Annotated in this window: 16 protein-coding genes; 3 read left to right on the top strand and 13 right to left on the bottom strand. The window is 69.2% G+C overall.

The annotated features are described in order from the left end of the window. Positions 1-149: 149 nt before the first annotated feature. From MFF58_RS16980 to MFF58_RS16970, 3 genes are all read right to left on the bottom strand, one after another. Positions 150-1,337, bottom strand: coding sequence for a hypothetical protein (locus MFF58_RS16980; protein ID WP_238289936.1), 1,188 nt, complete (start codon positions 1,335-1,337; stop codon positions 150-152). A gap of 306 nt (positions 1,338-1,643) precedes the next feature. Further along, complete coding sequence (locus MFF58_RS16975; RefSeq protein ID WP_238289935.1) at positions 1,644-2,297, bottom strand: hypothetical protein; 654 nt, start codon at positions 2,295-2,297, stop codon at positions 1,644-1,646. A 552-nt stretch (positions 2,298-2,849) separates the two neighbouring features. Beyond that, positions 2,850-3,830: an ABC transporter substrate-binding protein gene (locus tag MFF58_RS16970; protein WP_238289934.1), complete on the bottom strand. Its 981-nt coding sequence runs from the start codon at positions 3,828-3,830 to the stop codon at positions 2,850-2,852. 454 nt (positions 3,831-4,284) lie between these two features. Here MFF58_RS16970 and MFF58_RS16965 point away from each other — a divergent pair, with 454 nt between their 5' ends. Together MFF58_RS16965 and MFF58_RS16960 are read left to right on the top strand one after the other, a co-directional pair. Beyond that, positions 4,285-4,626 (top strand): hypothetical protein, encoded by a 342-nt coding sequence (locus tag MFF58_RS16965; protein WP_238289933.1) that lies wholly within the window; start codon positions 4,285-4,287, stop codon positions 4,624-4,626. Between the two features lie 527 nt (positions 4,627-5,153). After that, the gene (locus MFF58_RS16960) at positions 5,154-5,522 is read left to right on the top strand and encodes a hypothetical protein (protein ID WP_238289931.1); all 369 of its coding nucleotides are present in this window, start codon (positions 5,154-5,156) and stop codon (positions 5,520-5,522) included. 131 nt (positions 5,523-5,653) lie between these two features. Here the strand turns inward: MFF58_RS16960 and MFF58_RS16955 are convergent, their stop codons facing one another. The 10 genes from MFF58_RS16955 to MFF58_RS16910 form a co-directional block, all read right to left on the bottom strand. Continuing rightward, the gene (locus MFF58_RS16955) at positions 5,654-7,267 is read right to left on the bottom strand and encodes a GMC family oxidoreductase (RefSeq protein ID WP_435404734.1); all 1,614 of its coding nucleotides are present in this window, start codon (positions 7,265-7,267) and stop codon (positions 5,654-5,656) included. A gap of 18 nt (positions 7,268-7,285) precedes the next feature. Next, positions 7,286-8,095 (bottom strand): shikimate dehydrogenase family protein, encoded by an 810-nt coding sequence (locus MFF58_RS16950; protein WP_238289928.1) that lies wholly within the window; start codon positions 8,093-8,095, stop codon positions 7,286-7,288. Between the two features lie 31 nt (positions 8,096-8,126). Next, positions 8,127-8,933 carry a 3-oxoacyl-ACP reductase FabG gene (gene fabG / locus MFF58_RS16945; RefSeq protein WP_238289926.1) on the bottom strand — a complete coding sequence of 269 codons (807 nt, stop codon included), beginning with the start codon at positions 8,931-8,933 and terminating at the stop codon, positions 8,127-8,129. Between the two features lies 1 nt (position 8,934). Continuing rightward, entirely contained in the window at positions 8,935-9,639 is a 705-nt protein-coding gene (locus MFF58_RS16940; protein WP_238289925.1) for an ABC transporter ATP-binding protein, read from the bottom strand. Then, on the bottom strand, positions 9,626-11,431 hold the full coding sequence (locus MFF58_RS16935; protein ID WP_238289923.1) for a branched-chain amino acid ABC transporter ATP-binding protein/permease: 1,806 nt from the start codon (positions 11,429-11,431) through the stop codon (positions 9,626-9,628). The genes MFF58_RS16940 and MFF58_RS16935 overlap by 14 nt, the downstream gene beginning before the upstream one ends. 10 nt (positions 11,432-11,441) lie before the next feature. Then, entirely contained in the window at positions 11,442-12,329 is an 888-nt protein-coding gene (locus MFF58_RS16930) for a branched-chain amino acid ABC transporter permease (protein WP_238289922.1), read from the bottom strand. Positions 12,330-12,355: 26 nt separating this feature from the next. After that, a complete protein-coding gene (locus MFF58_RS16925; protein WP_238289921.1) occupies positions 12,356-13,564 on the bottom strand; it encodes an ABC transporter substrate-binding protein in 1,209 nt (402 codons plus the stop codon). 67 nt (positions 13,565-13,631) lie between these two features. Then, a complete protein-coding gene (locus tag MFF58_RS16920; protein ID WP_238289920.1) occupies positions 13,632-15,359 on the bottom strand; it encodes an acetolactate synthase catalytic subunit in 1,728 nt (575 codons plus the stop codon). Further along, positions 15,359-16,375 (bottom strand): NAD(P)H-quinone oxidoreductase, encoded by a 1,017-nt coding sequence (locus tag MFF58_RS16915; RefSeq protein WP_238289919.1) that lies wholly within the window; start codon positions 16,373-16,375, stop codon positions 15,359-15,361. The genes MFF58_RS16920 and MFF58_RS16915 overlap by 1 nt, the downstream gene beginning before the upstream one ends. Further along, on the bottom strand, positions 16,375-17,430 hold the full coding sequence (locus MFF58_RS16910; protein ID WP_238289918.1) for a zinc-dependent alcohol dehydrogenase: 1,056 nt from the start codon (positions 17,428-17,430) through the stop codon (positions 16,375-16,377). Before MFF58_RS16910 ends, MFF58_RS16915 begins: the two co-directional genes overlap by 1 nt. Positions 17,431-17,541: 111 nt before the next feature. Here MFF58_RS16910 and MFF58_RS16905 point away from each other — a divergent pair, with 111 nt between their 5' ends. Beyond that, positions 17,542-18,252, top strand: coding sequence for a GntR family transcriptional regulator (locus tag MFF58_RS16905; protein WP_373323350.1), 711 nt, complete (start codon positions 17,542-17,544; stop codon positions 18,250-18,252). Positions 18,253-18,373: the final 121 nt, after the last annotated feature.

Raw genomic sequence — 18,373 nt, 5'->3', positions numbered from 1 at the left:
AGAGGCTCCCCCTCCGGCGCCGTCGCCTCCCGAGCCCTCGCGCCCGGGGACATCGCGAGGACGGCGAGGCCGAGAAAGACGGCGAACCCAGTGAGCCTCGGCATGTGCGCGTTCCTCAACGATCATCCAGCTGTCATCCGGGGGCGGTCTCAGCGGCTCGTGGCGGCGATCAGCCGTTCATCCGCCCGGTCCTGCCCGGCCGCCTTGGCGTAGAGATTCCTGGCGAGGTCCGGATCTGCTCGCAGGCCGCGCACGTTCCAGCTTTTCAGCATCGCCGGATCCCAGGTCTGCGCCAGAAGGAAGGTGGCGTTCGGGGCGTTGCGCGCCTGCGCGCGCTCCAGCAGGCGGCGGGCGCCGCTGATATCGCCGAGCCGGATCAGGCCCCGCGCGCGTTCGACGAGGGGATCGATCTGCGGCTTCGGCTGCGGAGACCCCGCGGGTCTTGGGAGGACAGCAGCCTGAGCCTTGGTCGCGAGCGTCTCATCCGCGACGGCCGAGACGGCACGAGAAGTGATCACTGCGGCGTTTCCGAGAGGTGCGACATTCACCTCCGGCACGATGACATCGGAGCTTGGGGCGTGCCGATCCGCGACGCTGAGGGCGGGTTGAATGGACGGGACTGCCTCGCGGGCCGGGACGGCAGACGGTTCGCGGCTGCCGGGTTCGCCACCGGAAGCCGCAGGATGGTCTGCAGGGCCTCGCATGAACCGGACGTTCAGGCGACGCGACGTGACCTCGTACCGGCCTCCGGTCTCCGGCATCCAGAACGCCGCGACCGCCAGCGGGAAGCTGCTGTTGCGCTCGTCACTCTGTGAAATCTCAAGCTTCGAGAGATCCCAGGTGCCGATGTCGACATCCGCGTTGTCGCTCGACGGCGAAAACGTGTGAGTCGCGTCGCTCACTGACGCGCCCGGAGGTAGACCAAGCAACGTAAGCGCTTCGATATCGACCTCTGGTGCGCGGACGAGCTTGATCTCCAGGGGGACGGCGGCACCCAGCCGTCCAACAACGTCGTGCGTGATGATCGACAGATCGGGCGCTTTGCGCGGCGCCGAATCCGAGTCCGGCCCGGTGTCGCGTGTGGCACGATCGGTGGGATGGCCATCGCCGAAGCGCTGCGCTGACGCCTGAAAGGGAACCGCAGACGTCAGCACCAGCGCGAGCGCGATCTGCGCGTATCGGGCCCTATTGCAGGAAGGCGTTGCCATCGGATGCACTCCGGGCCTGCGCTTATCAATAATATCTCTTGGGCAAATACAGTACTGGCCTACCAGCGTCAATTGATACGGATTAATATCGGACAGATCTGTGCGGAGGCAGGTGACGATATCGATCACATTGCAGGTGGCACTCTGCCGGATTTCAAGTTGCGGCTGGGGCGAGTTCGGCCGGTGCCAGGCCCGCGACGATGCGGTGTGCGCAGCCCACCACGCGCCTCATCGCCGAGGCGAGTGGGGGCGGCGATCGTGCGTCGGCAAGGCGTCACGGCCTCCGACGGCCCGTCGAGGGAAGCGTCCCCCTTCACGTCGACTCATCGTCCGAGACGGTGCCTCAGAACGGGCAAGGGCACGCCGTGCCGGGGGACCGGGAACCGGCGCGCCGGTCTCGGCGGCGCTTCGCGGAGTCCCGGAACGTCGGTGCCGTTACTCTTCGAGCGGGGCCGCAGGATCGTCCGGCTCCGGTTGGGCGTCATTCTTCGGCCGCTGCAGCACCTTCGCGGGCCGAGGCACGTGGGCCCGAACTTCCGTCTGGAAACTGGGCCGAGCCGGGGGCAGCGGCGGATTGGCGATCGGGTTGGTATTCTTCGGCTGCGCACGCGGGAGATGAGCCGTTCCGTTCACAGCGGACGTCGTGTCGGGGATCGGCGCGGCCGGCGTCGGGGCCGGGGATGCCGCCGGTCCCGCGGCTTCGGAGGTGGGGGCCGGATTTGGTGGCTCGACAGACGCGGTCGGGCTGGTTCGTCCTGAGGCGACGGGGGCTGCGGGCTTGGCACCCGGCGCCGGCACGGCCACCGCCTCCCCGGCGCCCCGCGATGGCCCAGGCGAGCCCTGCTGGCCGCAATTGCTGACGACGGCCTTGTAGGCTTTGCCCTCGATCGTCGCGGAGACGATGCAGGGCGCCGGATGGTAGATCAGCTCGTACTGGAAGCCTCCCCTCTCGTCGGATTCCGTGCGGAACTGACCGTCGAGGATCACGGGCGTGCGCGGCCGCTCGGTCGTCCCGAGGACGTAGAGCCGACCTGTTGCAATCGTTGCAATCGCGATGTCGGATCCCGCGGAAGCGGGCTCGCCGAGCATCAGCGCGGCTGCTCCTGCTGCCGAAAAGATCGAGATAATGCGGGGCAAATGAGCTGATCCTACCCGTCCGATTCAGTACGGTGATACAGACAAGCGAGGCTCGCCGACAGTTCCCTCCCCCGCCTGGCGGTTCTTCGCGCGACGATCCGGTACGCCCTGCTGCGCCCATGCGGGCCTCGGCTCGGTCCCAGAGGACCACGTCGGGCTCCCGGTCGCTCCGCGGTGGCTCACCAGTCATCTCGGCGAGCGGCGCCTCCCGCTCCCCGAGGGCGGGCGGGCTGATCGCCGTCGAGACGGCCGGGTACCTCCAACGATGGAGACCGGTTCGTAGCCCGGCTGCCATCCTGGATTTTGACATCGAACGGGACGCCGACCCGCTCTTGCGGGCGCATCTCGATGCGGTCGCCATATGGGATCGATGGGCGGGTCCGCTCGGCTGCAGCGCCCTATGCGGCCAGGTACACGCTCCCGTCGCAACGTCGGCCCTCCCAAGAGCCGGATTCAGCACGAATGGCCCGACGCACCTGACGACACGACGGGAAGTGCCATGCCTTACTCAACCTCATCATCGACGCGGGACAGGAATGAGGCCGGAATTTCTATCCCGAGTCGCTTCGCTTTCTGAAGATTCACCGACAAATAAAATCGCGTATTGAGCTGGACCGGAAGCTTGCCCACCTGCGCGCCGTCGATGATTTTCTTCACGTATCCGGCGGCTTTCCTATAGGCATCCACTTCCTCCGGGCCGTAAGCGATGAGCGCTTCGTTCAGCGCCGTAGCTTTGTTGTAGGCGACCACCGGCACACGGTATTGCTCCGACACCGTGCTGATGCGTTGGCGGTGCACGAAATTGAAACTGTCGTTCATCAACACCAAGCCGCATTTCCGGTCGGATAAATCACGGATCGTGCCTTCGATTTCCTGCTCGGTGGAAACATTCGACAAAATCGGCTCAATGCTCACTGACTTTGCAGCGTCCTCAAAGGGGCCCACGTAGTACTTGTAGTATGGCGCAGTCCGAGTGTTGTACATCATCGAAATGCACGGCAAGTCCGGCAAAAGTTCCTTGAGGTACTGAACCCATTTACCCGCGATGCTGCCCTCGGAATTTATGAATCCGGTCACGTTCTTCCCGGGAGCGGCCAAATTCTCCACGAAGCCGCTTCCAATCGGATCCGCGACAGTCGCGAACACGATCGGTATGGTCTTGGTTTCATTGAGCAGGGCGCTGACCACCGGTGTGGTGGCAGCAAAAATCGCGTCCGGACTGCTCGCGGCGACCTTTTTGGCATAGATCTTAGCGGTTTCAGTATTACCGCCGGACCAATAATACTCATACTTTATCGCCACATCGTTGCTTGCAGCTCGATCGAGAGCGTTCGCAAAACTCTTCACGAGATCCTGCGCTACCGCGTCATTCTCAGAGAAATTCGTAACGACCGCAACCTTCTTCTCTTTGTTGCGCGGCTCGGCGAGCGCTGGACCGCAACAGATCGTGATCGATAAGATCGGCATCGCGATTATCTTGATCATTGCTATGCGCGCTCGCTCGAGTCAGAATCCGTACGTGTGAATTGCGATGTCTCGTACTTAAGCTGACTACACTGATGCCCCGGAACTGCACATCGTTCCAAGCGAGAATCTGACAGGCCGCCTGCATCGCGCATATGGACTTCCGCGGCGTTCGACGGAGGAGCAGGATCGAATTCCCGGACTCGTCGGCATCCCTCCGTGATAGGCCTTGCGCGTCGATGTCGACAGGGCCGCGGGCGGGCTTCGACCAGCGCTGCTCGGTTCCACGTGTGAAGGATCCTGCGCCGACCGTCGCTGCGCCTCTGCAACACGTTCAGCCCATTTCCAGCGAGCTTCACCTTCGTGCCGCTCTCTAGGAAACCGGTCCCCGCCCAGCGCTGACACGCCGAGTAGACTGTCCTTCCCATCGCTTCATGATCCTCACAGCCCTGGACTTCAGACCTGAGGAGCACTCTTGGCTGCCGGCACCCGATCGAGGGACGCCTTTCGTGACTACGATCGCATCGGAGCTGTAGTATCTGCTGAAGACGCCCGCCGCGCCGGTGCGGTGAGCCTCAGCCCATTCGATCGCCGCGCCTTTGCAGGGGATTGCAGCGCATTGGACAAGACCGCACTTCAGGATGCCAGCATTCCGCTAGCAATCAATCGGGTAGCGAAATCACTGAGCGACGGACGCTCCATCCTATTGGATTATTTTAGGGCAAATACTGATGTTTCGGCAAGCACCATGATCGCTCCGCCTGTCGCGTTCTGCTCGGCATCGCCGAAATCGACATGGTTGCGGCCATCGGTCTGATGTCGCTGGCCATCGGTTCCGCGCGACAGCAGGTGAGGCAATTGGCGAACGAGGGATCATCGGCGATGTCAAAGACGTCTGCGGCCACGCTTGCCCTGTCGATGATGATCGCGGCCCCTGCGACCGCATGGAGCTTCGGCATCGCCGGGTGCCCCGATCTCCCCGCATACAATCGGGCATTGGGGACCCTCCAGGGGATCTCGACCTGTGGCATGTCCGTCGAGGAGGCCCGTCGCGTCATCGCGGATCATGACGGTCCTCCGGTAGCGGCACCGCCGGTCGCACCGGCGCCGGTGATCGCATCGAAGCCGCGAGCGGAGCACCGGCATCACCGGACGCGGACGCGGCACAGGGCGGCACACCGTCGGCGAGCCGTCACCGGCCAGGCGGATTGACCTGGATACCGATCCGCGGCGACGCGGCGCGCCCGGCATGTGTCATGGCAGCGCCGTCCAGCCCGCCAACGGGCAAAGCGTGCTACGAGGGCTGGTCAGTCGCATTCCTCGCTACCTGATCGGGAGATATCGATGCCGTCCCTCAGCTGGCTGATCTCCAAGACCATGCAGTTCTTTCTCGGCAGCGCGCAGGAGCGCCGAGCCGACGCTGCAGCCCGCGAAAAGGGAGCCGGGACATTCGACGACACGGCCAGGGCGCGTGGCCGGAACTTCGACGACGATTACAGAGCTGCGACGACGATGCTCAAGACGCGCGTCGATAGGGAGTTTCCCGACAGCTACTACGCAAGGCTGAGCTCCAAGAGTAACAGCTCGTACGATTATGGGCAGGATCGGGCCCTCGCCGTCGACACCATGTCGACCGCCATAGCGATGGCTCTGCGAGGGGGAGCGACCGTCCGACAGGCCGCCGATGCCGGTGCGGCGAGCGTCGGCATCTGAGCAGCGGCCGGCCGGCATAAAAGCTGCGTGGCCGACCGACAGCTTTGCCCGTCCCGCAGGTCTATCGGTGCGGGAGCCCGGCCGCAGCCCCGCGCCGCTGCTCCCGGATAAATCCCGATGGACGGCACGCGTTATGCGTCGGCGCGGATCAGGTCGGCCGCCTTCTCGGCGATCATGAACACCGCCGCCTGCGTGTTGCCGGAGACGATGCGCGGCATGATCGAGGCGTCCGCCACGCGCAGGCCCGTCACGCCGCGCACGCGCAGGTTCGGATCCGTGACCGACCCGGGATCGCCACCCATGCGGCAGGTTCCGCAGATATGATAGATCGTCTGGCCGTCGCGACGGGCGAAAGCGAGCCAGTCCGCGTCCGTCCGGCAATCCGGGCCGGGGTTGAGCTCGGGGCCGCGGAACCGGTCCATCGGCGCCTGGGCGACGATGGACCGGGCGATCTTCATCCCCTCGACCATCGCGCGGCGGTCCTCCTCGGTGGCGAGGAAGTTCGGTCGGATCGCCGGGGGCTTCAGCGGATCGGGCGAGGCGGCGTGGATCGTGCCGCGCGATTCCGGGCGCAGTTGCGTGACGCCGATCGTCATGCCGGGCAGGCGATCGAGCTTGCGCTCGGCCGCGTTGGCGTAGCTCGCATGCATGAAGAAGTACTGCACGTCGGGTCCATCGAGCCCCGGTCGCGTCCGCACGAAGCCGTGGGCGAGGCCGGTTCCGAGCGACAGGATCCCCTGCCGGGTGGCGAGGTAGCGCGCCGCCGCCAGACCGAGGCGGAGTCCGCGGGTCTGCTCGTTAAGCGTCACCGGCAGGCGCACGCGCCAGTTCATGCGCGTGCAGTAATGGTCCATGTAGTTGGCGCCGACCCCGGGGAGCGCGTGCTGCACCGGGACGCCGAGCCCGGCGAGGATCACCGGATCGCCGAGGCCGGACAATTCGAGGATCTGCGGGGTCTGGGCGGCGCCTGCGGCGAGGATCACCTCGCCGCGGCAGCGGAAAATCCGCTCGCGCCCGGCGACCAGCGCGGCGACGCCGTTCGCTCGGTCCTGATGGAAGGTCAGCCGCAGGACCTGCGCGTCCGTCACGACCGCGAGGTTCGCGCGCCCTAGCGCCGGCCTCAGGTAGGCGTCGGCAGCGCTGATCCGTCGACCGCCTCTCTGGTTGACCTGGTAATAGCCGAAGCCGTCCTGGCTCGCCGCGTTGTAGTCGGGATTGCGCGGATACCCTGCAGCCTGCGCGGAGGCGATGAAGGCCTCGGCGATGGCCGGACGCTCGGCCACCTCGGTGAGCGGCAGCGGTCCGCCGCGCGCCCGCAGCGGATCGGGGGCGCCATCGAAATCCTCCAGCTTGCAGAAGTAAGGCAGCACGTCCGCGGAGCCCCACCCGCGACACCCGGCCTGCGCCCAGGAATCGTAATCCTGCGGCTGGCCGCGCACGTAGATCATGCCGTTGATCAGCGTCGAGCCGCCGAGACCCCGGCCCCGTGGAACCGCGATCACCCGGCCGCCGGTCGCCTCCTCGGGTTCGGTCTGGAAGCGCCAGTTGTAGGCCGGGTGCTGGAGCAGGCGGCTGAACCCGGCCGGGATCGAGACCCAGGGACTGCGCGCGCGCCCCCCAGCCTCGAGGAGGAGCACCCGCTGCGTCCCGGTCTCGGTCAGCCGGTTGGCCAGGACGCAGCCCGCGGTGCCGCCGCCCACGATCACGTAGTCGAAGTCGCCCGCCTCGACGGCGTCGGTGTCGATCCGTTTCAAGATCCGGCCTCAGAGTGCGCCCATGTGACGGGCCATCAGGGCGATCTGCCGTTCCAGCATCGGCAGGCCCTTCTGGATGCGGCAGCCTGCGGCCAGCGCGGCGGCGAGCAGCGGCGTCATCTCCGGCTCCATGATCGCCTCGGCGACGAACTGTCCGTCGTGAAGGGCGGCGAGATCGAACGGGGCAGCGTCCTGCGGACGCATTCCGAGCGAGGTGCCGTTGACGAGAAGATCATGGTCCGGCTGAGCGCCTTCCGCCGCGACGACGAGTGTCGGGTAGGCCGCGCGCAGGCGGTCCACCAGCGCCTGCGCGCGGCCGGCGGTGCGGTTCAAGATCGTCAGGCGCGCGACGCCCGCCTCGGCCAGGGCGAAGGCGATGGCGCTCGCGGCGCCGCCCGCCCCCGCGAGCGCCGCATTACGGCCGCGGGGCTCCAGGCCCGAGGCGCGCAGGGCCTCGACGAAGCCGATTCCGTCCAGCATCGTGCCGATCATCCGGCCGTCCGCCTCGCGCCGGACGCAGTTCACGGCCCCGATCTGCTCGGCCTCGCGGGTGAGCGCATCGCACAGGCCGGTCATCGTCGTCTTGTGCGGGACCGTGGCGATGAAGCCGCCGAAATTGCGCAGGTGCCGCAGCCCGTCCATCACGGCGGCCAGCCCGTCCGCGGTCACGTGCAGCGGGACCAGCACGCCGTCCACCCCGTGGCGGGCGAAGAGCGCCCCCATCACCGCGGGCGCCTTCACGTGGTAGATCGGATCCGCCAGGATCCCGTAGACCCGGGTGCGCCCGGTGATCCCGGCGGCGCTGATCGTCCCGTCCATGGCCGTCCTCCCGTCCATCCGCCGTCCCGGCTCACGTCATGTACAGGCCGCCGGCCACGTCGACGGTCTGCCCGGTGACGAAGCTGGCCTCGGCGGAGGTCAGGTAGAGGGCGAGATCCGCGACTTCCTCGGGGGCGCCGAGGCGGCCCATCGGCGTCAGGCGGGCCTGTTCGTCGTTGACCGCGCGGCCCACTGCCCGGACCATCGGGGTCTCGATCCGGCCCGGCGCGATCGCGTTGACGCGGATGCCGAACGGGCCGAGCTCGGCCGCGAGGTGCTTGGTGAAGCCGATCAGCCCGGCCTTCGAGGCCGCGTAGTGGCAGGCGACGATCGGCGAGTAGGTCTTGCCCGCCACCGAGGACAGGTTGACGATCCAGCCGCGCCCGGCCGCGCGCATGGCCGGCGTCAGCGCCCGGACGGTGTTGAACGCCCCCGTCAGGTTGACCGCGACGACGCGGTTCCATTCCGCCGGATCCATCTCCCAGACGCGGTGGGCCGCGCCGTCGTGCTTGGGCGAGATGCCGGCATTGTTGACCACCGTGTCGAACGGGCCGTCGAGGGCGGCGGCGGCCGCCGACAGGGCCGCCGCGACGGCCGGATAATCGGCGACGTCGAGCTGCATCGCCAGGGCTCGTCCGCCGGCGGCCTCGATGGCCCCGACCGTCGCGGCCACGTCCTCCGGGTTCACGTCGGCGACGCCGACCAGGGCGCCGCGCGCGCCGAAGCCCTCCGCGATCGCCCGGCCGATCCCGCGCCCGGCGCCCGTGACGAGGACGCGGCGGCCGGCATGGCTCGGTCGGCGCGCGATCGGATCCGGATTCGTCTCCCGCTCGATCATCTCAGATCCCCAGATAGGCGCGACGGACATGGTCGTTGTCGAGCAGGGCCGCGGACGCGTCGGCCAGCACGACCTCACCGTTCTCCAACACGTAGCCCCGGTCGGCGACCTGGAGCGTGTGGAACACGTTCTGCTCGACGATCAGCACGGTGGCGCCGGTCTTCACGATCCGGTCGACGACCGCGAAGACCTGCGCCACCACGATCGGCGCGAGGCCGAGCGAGGGCTCGTCGAACATCAGGAGCTTGGGACGCGCCATCATCCCGCGGGCGATGGCCACCATCTGCTGCTCGCCCCCCGACAGGGACCCGGCATTCTGGTCGAGCCGCTCGCGCACCCGCGGGAACAGGTCGAGCACCTCCGCGAGCGTCTCCGCCTGGCGCCCCCGCGCCGCGCGGCGGTAGGCGCCCATCAGCAGGTTCTCCCGCACCGTCATCTCGGGGAAGAGCTGACGCCCCTCAGGGATCAGGGTGACGCCCCGCTCCACCATCTCGTGGCCCGAGAGACGGGTGACGTCCTCGTCCTCGAACAGGATCCGGCCGCGGGTCGGCTTCACCAGGCCGGCGATGGTCCGCAGCGTCGTCGTCTTGCCGGCGCCGTTGGCGCCGACGATGGTCACAACCTCGCCGGCGCGCACGTCCAGCGACACGGCGTGCAGGATGCTGGTCGCGCCGTAGCCGGCATCCACGCGCTCAAGCGTGAGCATGGACGAACTCCTTGCCGAGATACGCCTCGATCACGGCGGCATCGCGCACGACGTCCTGCGGGCTGCCCTGGGCGATGATCTGCCCGGAACTCAGGACGATCACCCGGTCGGAGAGCGCCATCACCGCCTGCATGACGTGCTCGATGGCGATGATGCTGACGCCGGTATCGCGGATCGACAGCATGAGGTCGATGGCGCGGCGCACGTCGGTCTGGTTGATGCCGGCCATCACCTCGTCGAGGAGCAGCACGCGCGGGCGCATGGCCATCACGCGGGCGACCTCGAGCCGCTTGAGGCCGCCGATCGTGAGGCCGCGGGCCTCGCTCCCGAGCCAGGGCGCGAGGCCCATCCGCTCGGCGGTCTCGCGGGCGACCTCTCGGGCCTCGCGCACGTCGCGGTGGCGGTAGAAGGCGCCGACCATGATGTTCTCCTCGACCGTCATGGCCGCGAAGGGCTGCACGATCTGGAAGGTCCGGCCGACGCCGAGCGCGGCGAAATCGGCCGGTCGGCCCGGGCTGTGCCACGTCCCGTCCGGCGCGCGGACGCTCACCGATCCGGCATCGGGCTTCAGGAAGCCGGAGATCATGTTGAAGACGGTGGTCTTGCCGGCCCCGTTCGGGCCGATCAGGCCGAGGATCTCGCCCTCGCGCAGCGTGAAGCCGACATCGTTGGTCACGTGCAGGCCGCCGAAGCGCTTCTGCAGGCCCTCGACCCGGATGACGGCCTCGCCGAGCGGCCGCCGCTCCGCCGCGCGCGGCGCTGCGGCGACCGTGCCGGCCTGCACCCCGCGGGTGCCGGCGCCGGCCCGCGTGAAGCGGGATACCAGGCCCATCAGGCCGTTGGGCAGGAACAGCACGACCAGCACCAGCACGAGGCCGTAAACCAGCCCGTGGAGCCCGAGCGCCTTGGCACCCAGCCAGCCGCGGGCGAGCTCGGTGATCGGCACGAGGAGCACCGCGCCCAGCAGCGGTCCGAACACCGTGCCCAGGCCGCCGATCAGCGCGAACATCGCGATCTGGATCGACAGGGTCAGCGAGAACACCGCCGCCGGCTCGATGAAGGTCAGGTACATGGCGTGGAAGGTGCCGACCATGGCGGTCAGCGCCCCCGACACCGCCACAGCCACGAGCCGCGTGCCCACCGTCGGCACGCCCGCGGCGCGGGCGGCCGATTCCCGCTCGCGGGTCGCCACGAGGTAGAACCCGATCCGGTGGGTCCGCATCCACCACGCGACGGCCAGCGTCAGCAGCAGCAGCCCGAAGGCGATGGCCAGGGGCGGCCAGCGGTCCCGGAACACCATCCAGGCCCAGCCGAACTTCAGCGGGATCATCAGCCCGGTGGCGCCACCGGTCAGATCCCGGAAATGCAGCGCCAGCACGCGGAAGACTTCGAGGAAGGCGATGGTCGCCAGCGAGAAGAACGGCCCGTGCAGCCGGAAGCACGGATAGCTGATGGCGAGCGCCACCAGCATGGCGAGGGCGGCGCCCGCCACCATGCCGATCCACGGGCTGATCCCGGCACCGACGAGCAGCATCCCGCAATAGGCGCCGAGCCCGTAGAAGATGCCGTGGCCGAGGGAGAGCTGGCCGGCATAGCCGCCGACGATGTTCCAGGCGGTCGAGAGCGCCGCGAAGACGCAGATCGTGATGAAGACGTGGTAGATGAACGGGTTGCCGACCGCGACCGGCACGGCCACCAGGGCCGCGAGAACGAGGGCCAGCGCCGCCGCGCCCCGGCGGGGGAACGCGGACAGTCCGGCGGACGGGGCGGCGGTGAGCGGGATATCGGTCATCGCGGCCCCCTCACGGCGAGACGTGGGACAGCCGGAGCTGTCGTCCGAACAAGCCCGAGGGCTTCAGGATCAGGATCGCCAGGAACACGCCGAAGACCGCGACCTCGCGCATGTCGGCCCCGACGTAGAAGCCCGTGACGCTGTCGATCAGGCCGATCAGGATCGCTCCGACGAAGGCGCCGCGGATCGAGCCGAGGCCGCCGAGCACGACGACCACGAAGGCGATCAGCACGAAGTAGGTGCCGCTGTTGGGCGAGGTCGGGTAGAGCGGCGCGATCAGCACCGCCGCCACGCCCACGCAGGCCGCGCCGATGCCGAAGGTCAGGGCGTAGATCCGGTTCACGTCGATGCCCATCAGCTCCGCCGCGGCGCGGTTCTGGGCCACCGCCCGGATCGCCCGCCCCGTGCGCGTCCGGGCCAGGAACGTCTGCAGCCCCGCCACCAGCAGGATCGCCGTACCGAGGATCACCACCTGTCCGAGGAGCACCCGCACCGGACCGATCTGCAGCGGTTGGCGCAGGCCCGACGGCGGGGTGTTGGCGATGTCGGCCCCGAAGACGAGGAGGGCGAGGTTGATCAGCACCGTCGACAGGCCGACCGTGGCGAAGATCTGGATGTGGTGGTCGCCCGCGGCGAGCAGCGGCTGGATCAGGAACCGCTGGGTCAGGGCGCCCAGCAGGAACAGGACCGGGACGACGAGGATCACGGCGGCGAACGGGTGCAGGCCGAGTCCGCTCACGGCGAGGTAGGTCAGGTACATCCCGACCATCAGGAACTCGCCGTGGGCGAAGTTGACGACCTTCACGATGCCGAAGATCAGGGTCAGCCCGACGCTGACGATGGCGAACAGGCCGCCGAGCATCACTCCATTGGCGAGCACCTGGAGGAAGACGTCCATCCCCGATCTCCGTGGCGGCGGCGCGGCTACTGGCGCGTCTGCATCGGGGCGACGGCGGCGCTGTCGGGATAGACCGTGACGAGCTTGCCGCCTTGCCACTGCATACCCATCATCGCGGCGCGCTCGTTCTGGTTGTTCTTGCCGAACTTGAACCCGTAGCCGACCGCGGTGACGCCGTCCTTGACGTCAATCCCCTTGGCCGCCTTGACGATGGTGTCGGGCTCGAAGCCCTTCGCCTTGTCGATGGCCTGCAGGATGAGCTTGGCGCCGACGTAGTTGTTCAGCGAGTGCCCGGAGCGCGGCGCGCCACCGTATTTCTTCTGGTAGGCCGCCACGAAGCTTTCCAGGCCGGGCGTGTACTGCGTGTTGACGAGGTACTGGGTGAAGTCGGTGTCGAGGACGCCCTCGATGACCGTGTGACCGACCGCGTCGGCGGTGGGTTGCATTGAGTATCCGCCGCCGCCTCCGATGATGGCGCCTGGCTTGAAGCCCGCCTCGTTGGCCTGTTGGAGGAACAGGACGGAATCGTTCTGGTAGGAGGTCTGGAGCAGGACGTCGATGCCGCGTCCCTTCAGGTCGAGGACTAGGGACGACATGTCGACCGTCGCGGCCGGATAGCCCTGCGCGGTGACGACGTTCAGCTTGGCCTGGGCGGCGAATTTCTTCTGGAAGCCCGCCACCGAGGTGCCGTAGCTCGAATCCTCGTAGATGATGCCGATCTTCAGGTCCCCGGGCTTCTTGCCGAGCCCGGCCGCAACCTTGTTGACGATCATCTCGACCGCGAGCTTGGCCATGTCCTCGGCCGTCGGGTTGGTGCGGTAGAGATACTGCAGGCCGCGCCCGGTCACCTCCTCGGCCACCGCGCCGAGCTCGAAATACGGGAGGCCCGACAGCTCGGCCACCTGGCTCGCGGCGATCGAGCGGGCGGACGAATAGGACCCGAAGATCGCCACCACCCGCTCCAGGGAGATGAGGCGGCGCGCCTCGCCGATCGCCTGATTGTTGTCGACCGCGTCGCCTCGGGCGAGCACGACCTTCTGGCCCTGGACGCCGCCGGCGGCGTTGATCTCGTCGACGGCGATCTCGACGCCCCGGGCGCTCTCCTCGCCCAGGAGCGCAAGCTGCCCGCTGAACGGGAACAGCGCGCCGAACTTCACGTCGGCGGCCCGAGCCGTCGTCGGGGCTGCGGCGCCCAGCGCGAGGGCGGCGGCGAGTGCACGCGCCAGAACTCTCATCGTATCCTCCCGTGTTCGGTGTCGACCCGGCGCTTCGCGCGCCTTCTCGGTGGGCCGGTCGTCGGCGTCAGTAAGCGAGCGCGTCCTTGCCCTCGAAGCTGGTGATCGGCGGGTAGGCCCGCTGGTCGGTGATCACGTCGATCACCGTCACGGCGCCGCTCGCGAGGGCCTCGCGCAGCGCCGGCGCGAGATCCCCGGGGCGCTCGACGCGTGTTCCAGCGCAACCGCAGGCCCGCGCGATCGCGGCGTGGTCCACCGCCTCGAAATCGCAGACGTCGGTGAAGTCGCCGAACAGGCTCAGCTCCGCGTGCTTCTGGTAGCCGAGGATCTGGTTGTTCAGGACCACGACGACGACCGGAAGCCGCATGCGCCGCGCCGTCTCCAGTTCCGACCAGACGTGCCCGAAGCCGCCGTCGCCGGTCACGCAGATCACGGGCGCCTCCGGTCGCGCCGCCTTCGCGCCCAGGGCGAAGGGCAGGCCCCAGCCGAGGCCCGCGATGCCGCGTGGCGTGAGGAAGCGCTGGCCGGATTTGCGCGCCGTGAGGAAGTTGGCGATCCAGATCGACGCATAGCTCGCGTCGGCGACGACGACGGTCTCGGGGGTCGTCGCCGCGTCGATCTCGGCCATGATCCGCTCGGGCCGGATCGGCGCGGCCTCCATGTCGACGAGGCGCGCCATGTCGGCGACGTGGGCCTCGCGGGCGCGGCCGATGGTGTCGGCGAGCCCCGCGCGGCGGCCCTCCAGCCCGGACAGATCCCGCTGCCGCAAGGCCTCGACGAGGGCCGCCAGCGTCAGCTTGGCGTCGCCGACGAGGCGCAGGGCTTCGTAGTTGCGGCCGACCTCGCCCCCGTCCACGTCGAGATGGATGAACCGGGCGCCCGCCGGGTAGAGCGACCAGCTGTCGGTGCCGTTCTGGTTGGTGCGGTTTCCGACCAGGAGGACGACGTCGGCTTCCGTGACGAGGGCGCGCAGATGGGACGAACGCGCCCGGGGCGCCATGAAGTAGCCGGCGACGCCCACGGAGAGCGGGTCGGTCTCGGCGACGGCGCCCTTGCCCATGACCGTGGTGGCGACCGGAAGTCCGAGGGCCTGGAGGGCGGCGAGTTCCGGATAGGCGCCGGAGGAATGGACGCCGCCGCCCGCGATGACCAGCGGGCGCTCCGCCCCGGCGATCAGGTCGGCGGCCTGCGCGATCCGGGCCGGGTCGGCGACCGTGCGGTCGAGGGGGTAGGTGCCGAGGTTGGCCGCACGGCGCGGGGCGGCGGCCTCGAAATCGGGGCGTTCGTCGAGGAGGTCGAGGGGCACCAGCAGCACCGCCGGTCCGGGCCGCCCGGACGCCGCAGCCGCGAAGGCCATGTCGACGTAATCGTCGATGCGCTCGGCGACCGCGACCCGTCGGACCCACTTGGCGACGCCGGAGAACAGGGCGAGGTGGTCGAGTTCCTGGAAGGCGTTCCGATCCGTGAAGCTGCGGTGGACGTCCTGGACGATCGCCACGACCGGTATGGACGCCTTCAGGGCTTCCGCGAGCCCCGGCACCAGCAGGGTCGCGGCGGGACCGTTCTGGGCCGCGACCACGGCGACCCGGCCCGAGATCCGCGCGTACGCATCGGCCATCGCGGCGCCCGCGTTCTCGGTGCGGTAGCCGATCTGGCGGATGCCGTGATGCGGCGCGGCCAGGAACAGGGCCGAGGGGATGCTCTGGCCGAACACGTCGCGGACCCCGTGCCGGTGGAGTGCGGCGGCGAGGGCGTGGGCGCCGCTCATGTTGGCACGCTCGGACATCGCGGACATCAGCGGCTCCCCTGCGCGGCGTCGCCCATCGTCAGGACGATCTTCCCGATGTGCTGGCCCGCATCCATCCGGGCATGGGCCTCGGCGACCCGGTCGAACGGGAACACGGAGTCGATCGGCGGCCGCACCCGCCCCGCCGCAAGCAGCGGCAGGACGTGCTCGGCGAGGGCCTCGGCGAGGCGCGCCTTCAGGGCGACCGGCCGGGCCCGCAGCGTGGAGCCCGTGAGCGTCAGCCGCTTCATCAGGAGCGGCTGGAAGTCGATCTCGGTCACCCGCGAGCCCTGCTGGAAGGCGATCTGCGCGATGCGCCCGTCGACCGCCACGGCGTCGAGGTTGCGGGCGATGTACGGGCCGCCGACCATGTCGAGGATCACGTCGGGACCCTTTCCGTCGGTGGCGGCCTTCGCGGCGGCAACGAAGTCCTCCTGCCGATAGTCGATCGCCGCATCCGCACCGAGCCTCAGGCAGGCCGCGCACTTCTCCGGCGAGCCAGCGGTGACGAGGACTGTGGCGCCGCGGGCCTTCGCCAGCAGGATCGCGGTGGTGCCGATGCCCGAGGAGCCGCCGTGGATCAGCAAGCTCTCGCCGGCCTGCAGCCGGGCGCGCTCGAACACGTTGCTCCAGACGGTGAAGTAGGTCTCGGGGATCGCCCCGGCCTCGACCGCCGGGAGGCCGTCGGGCACGGGCAGCGCGACCGCCTCGTCGACGACGGCCCACTCGGCGTAGGCGCCGCTATGCACCAGCGCCATCACCCGATCGCCGGGCCGGAAGCGCCCGGCACCGGGCCCGCGCGCCTCGACGATGCCGGCGAGTTCGAGCCCGAGCACGTCGGAGGCGCCGGGTGGCGGAGGGTATCGGCCCTCGCGCTGCATCACGTCCGGGCGGTTGACGCCCGCGGCCTCGACGCGCACGAGCACCTGGCCCTGGCCCGGCTCCGGGCGGGGCCGCTCGACGATCCGGAGGACTTCGGGGCCGCCCTGCCCTGCGGCGATGACCGCTCGCATCCCGGTGCTCATCACCCCTCCCCCTGCGTTGCGACTGCTTCGGGAAGAAGCAGCACCTTCATGGCTTGCCGGCTGCGCGCCAGCTCGAACGCCGCCCCGGCTTCGGCGAGGGGGCGTCGATGCGTGATCAGCGCTTCGAGGGTCGCGGCATGGACTGCGAGAAGGCGGATCGCCTCGTCGAAGGCCCGCGACGTGGTATCGTGCGCCGCACGTAGCTGCTTCTTGCTGCGGACGAAGCCGGTCAAGTCGAGGTCGAGGGATCCGGAATGGATCCCGGCCACAACCAGCACGCCGCCCGAGCGCAGAGCGGCCAGCCCTTCGACCACCGACCGGGCTGATCCCGTCGCCTCGATCACCCGGTCGGCCTCCCCGCCGAAGGCGTGCCGGACGGCAGCCTCCAGGCTTCCACCGCAGAGATCGGCGGTCGCGCGGATGCCGATCCGGCGGGCGAGATCCAGGCGGGCGGCGTCGTCGAGACCGGCGAGCAGCACGGCCGCGCCCCGAAGCTGCGCGACGAAGGCGATGGAGATTCCGATCGGGCCCGGGCCGAGCACCACCACCCGGTCGCCGGGCCCCAGCTCGGCCACGTCGACGGCGTTGACCGCGACCGCCAGGGGCTCGGCGAGCGCCGCGACGGTCAGCGGCAGCCCGTCGGGCAGGCGGCGGCAATTGTCGGCCGGAACCACGACCTGTTCGGCGAAGGCCCCGTCGGCGTGCAGACCGACGATCCGCCGGCCCTGGCAATGCTGCGGCCGGGCGGCGGAACAGGCCGCGCAGTCACCGCACGGCACCGTCGGCCAGCAGGTGACCCGGTCTCCGGGAGCGAGCGCCGTCACGCCGTCTCCAACCACCTGGACCGTGCCGGAAAACTCGTGGCCGAGGGTGACCGGCATGAAGGCGGTCATGAAGCCGTAGCCCGGCGTCCACTCGAAGGCGTGGAGGTCGCTGCCGCAGATACCGGCCGCGGCAACCGCGATGGTCACGCGGCCCGCGCCGGGGCCGGGCGGTGCATCGACGTGCACGAGGTCTGCCCCGAAGGCAGCCGTCGACTTGCGCAACGCAAGCATTTCCGTCCCCTGTCCGCGGCGAACCTCTCGGGCCCGGCGCCTGCGTCGCAGCGCGAGCCGTCGACGCAGTTTGTAATTTGTTATAACAAATATCGGGCCGAGGGGAGGAATATGTCAAGCGCTTCGGCGTCCGAGCCGCAAACCGGCGAAATCATGCCGGACTGGGTCCGTCCGATCGTCAAGGAGAGCCTGAGCGAGCGCGCCTATCGCGAGTTGCGCGTGGCCCTGATGCGCGGCCAGCTGCGCCCGGACACGCGCCTGCGTCTGCGCCCGATGTCGGCCCGGTTCGGTATCAGCGCGACCCCCATGCGCGAGGCCCTGCTCAGATTGGTCTCCGAGAAGGCTTTGGCCCTCGACGCGCGCGGCAGCGTCGTCGTGCCCAGGCTCGCCCTGGATCAGTTGCTGGAGATCCGCGCTATCCGCACGGATCTCGAGGGACGGGCGGCGGCCGCCGCGATCGCTTCACCCGCAGGGGAGATCGATGCGCTCGAGGCGATCCACGTGCAGATCTCCCAGTGTCATGCGAGCCGCGACTTCGCGCAGGCGGTGAACCTCAACACCGAGTTCCACTTGTCTCTGTGCAGGCTCGGGCGGATGCCGATCCTGTACGAGATCGTCGAGCTGCTGTGGGTGCGCTGCGGCCCGATCCTCTCGCACCTCTACGACGACGGTGTCCCCGATTGGGAGCCGCACCCCCATCGGCGCATCATCGACGCCCTGCGGCGCGGCGACTCGGATACGGCGCGCGACGCCGTCCGAGAGGACATCGAGCGCGGCGGCAGCGGGTTGTTCGCCCATGTTCGCCCCTCCCCCGCCGGGTGACCGGCGGAACGGGCGGCGCTCCGCGTCGACGACGCCCCCGATAGCGCGCCGGGATCCTCCGGCTCGTCGGCCGGCGCTTCCGGCAATCCCGCTGCCGCGAACTGCGAGGCCGATGGATCAA

Source organism: Methylobacterium longum (genome assembly GCF_022179385.1).
Taxonomy (GTDB): Bacteria; Pseudomonadota; Alphaproteobacteria; order Rhizobiales; family Beijerinckiaceae; genus Methylobacterium; species Methylobacterium longum.
This window is presented reverse-complemented; position numbering and strand designations above follow the sequence as displayed.

What these genes read in the sequence shown, in the direction of transcription:
- MFF58_RS16975 (WP_238289935.1), bottom strand. Translation starts at nt 2,297, where the DNA reads ATGCTCGGCGAGCCCGCTTCCGCGGGATCCGACATCGCGATTGCAACG.
- MFF58_RS16970 (WP_238289934.1), bottom strand. Translation starts at nt 3,830, where the DNA reads ATGATCAAGATAATCGCGATGCCGATCTTATCGATCACGATCTGTTGC.
- MFF58_RS16960 (WP_238289931.1), top strand. Translation starts at nt 5,154, where the DNA reads ATGCCGTCCCTCAGCTGGCTGATCTCCAAGACCATGCAGTTCTTTCTC.
- MFF58_RS16950 (WP_238289928.1), bottom strand. Translation starts at nt 8,095, where the DNA reads ATGGACGGGACGATCAGCGCCGCCGGGATCACCGGGCGCACCCGGGTC.
- fabG (WP_238289926.1), bottom strand. Translation starts at nt 8,933, where the DNA reads ATGATCGAGCGGGAGACGAATCCGGATCCGATCGCGCGCCGACCGAGC.
- MFF58_RS16940 (WP_238289925.1), bottom strand. Translation starts at nt 9,639, where the DNA reads ATGCTCACGCTTGAGCGCGTGGATGCCGGCTACGGCGCGACCAGCATC.
- MFF58_RS16935 (WP_238289923.1), bottom strand. Translation starts at nt 11,431, where the DNA reads ATGACCGATATCCCGCTCACCGCCGCCCCGTCCGCCGGACTGTCCGCG.
- MFF58_RS16930 (WP_238289922.1), bottom strand. Translation starts at nt 12,329, where the DNA reads ATGGACGTCTTCCTCCAGGTGCTCGCCAATGGAGTGATGCTCGGCGGC.
- MFF58_RS16925 (WP_238289921.1), bottom strand. Translation starts at nt 13,564, where the DNA reads ATGAGAGTTCTGGCGCGTGCACTCGCCGCCGCCCTCGCGCTGGGCGCC.
- MFF58_RS16920 (WP_238289920.1), bottom strand. Translation starts at nt 15,359, where the DNA reads ATGTCCGCGATGTCCGAGCGTGCCAACATGAGCGGCGCCCACGCCCTC.
- MFF58_RS16915 (WP_238289919.1), bottom strand. Translation starts at nt 16,375, where the DNA reads ATGAGCACCGGGATGCGAGCGGTCATCGCCGCAGGGCAGGGCGGCCCC.
- MFF58_RS16910 (WP_238289918.1), bottom strand. Translation starts at nt 17,430, where the DNA reads ATGCTTGCGTTGCGCAAGTCGACGGCTGCCTTCGGGGCAGACCTCGTG.
- MFF58_RS16905 (WP_373323350.1), top strand. Translation starts at nt 17,542, where the DNA reads ATGTCAAGCGCTTCGGCGTCCGAGCCGCAAACCGGCGAAATCATGCCG.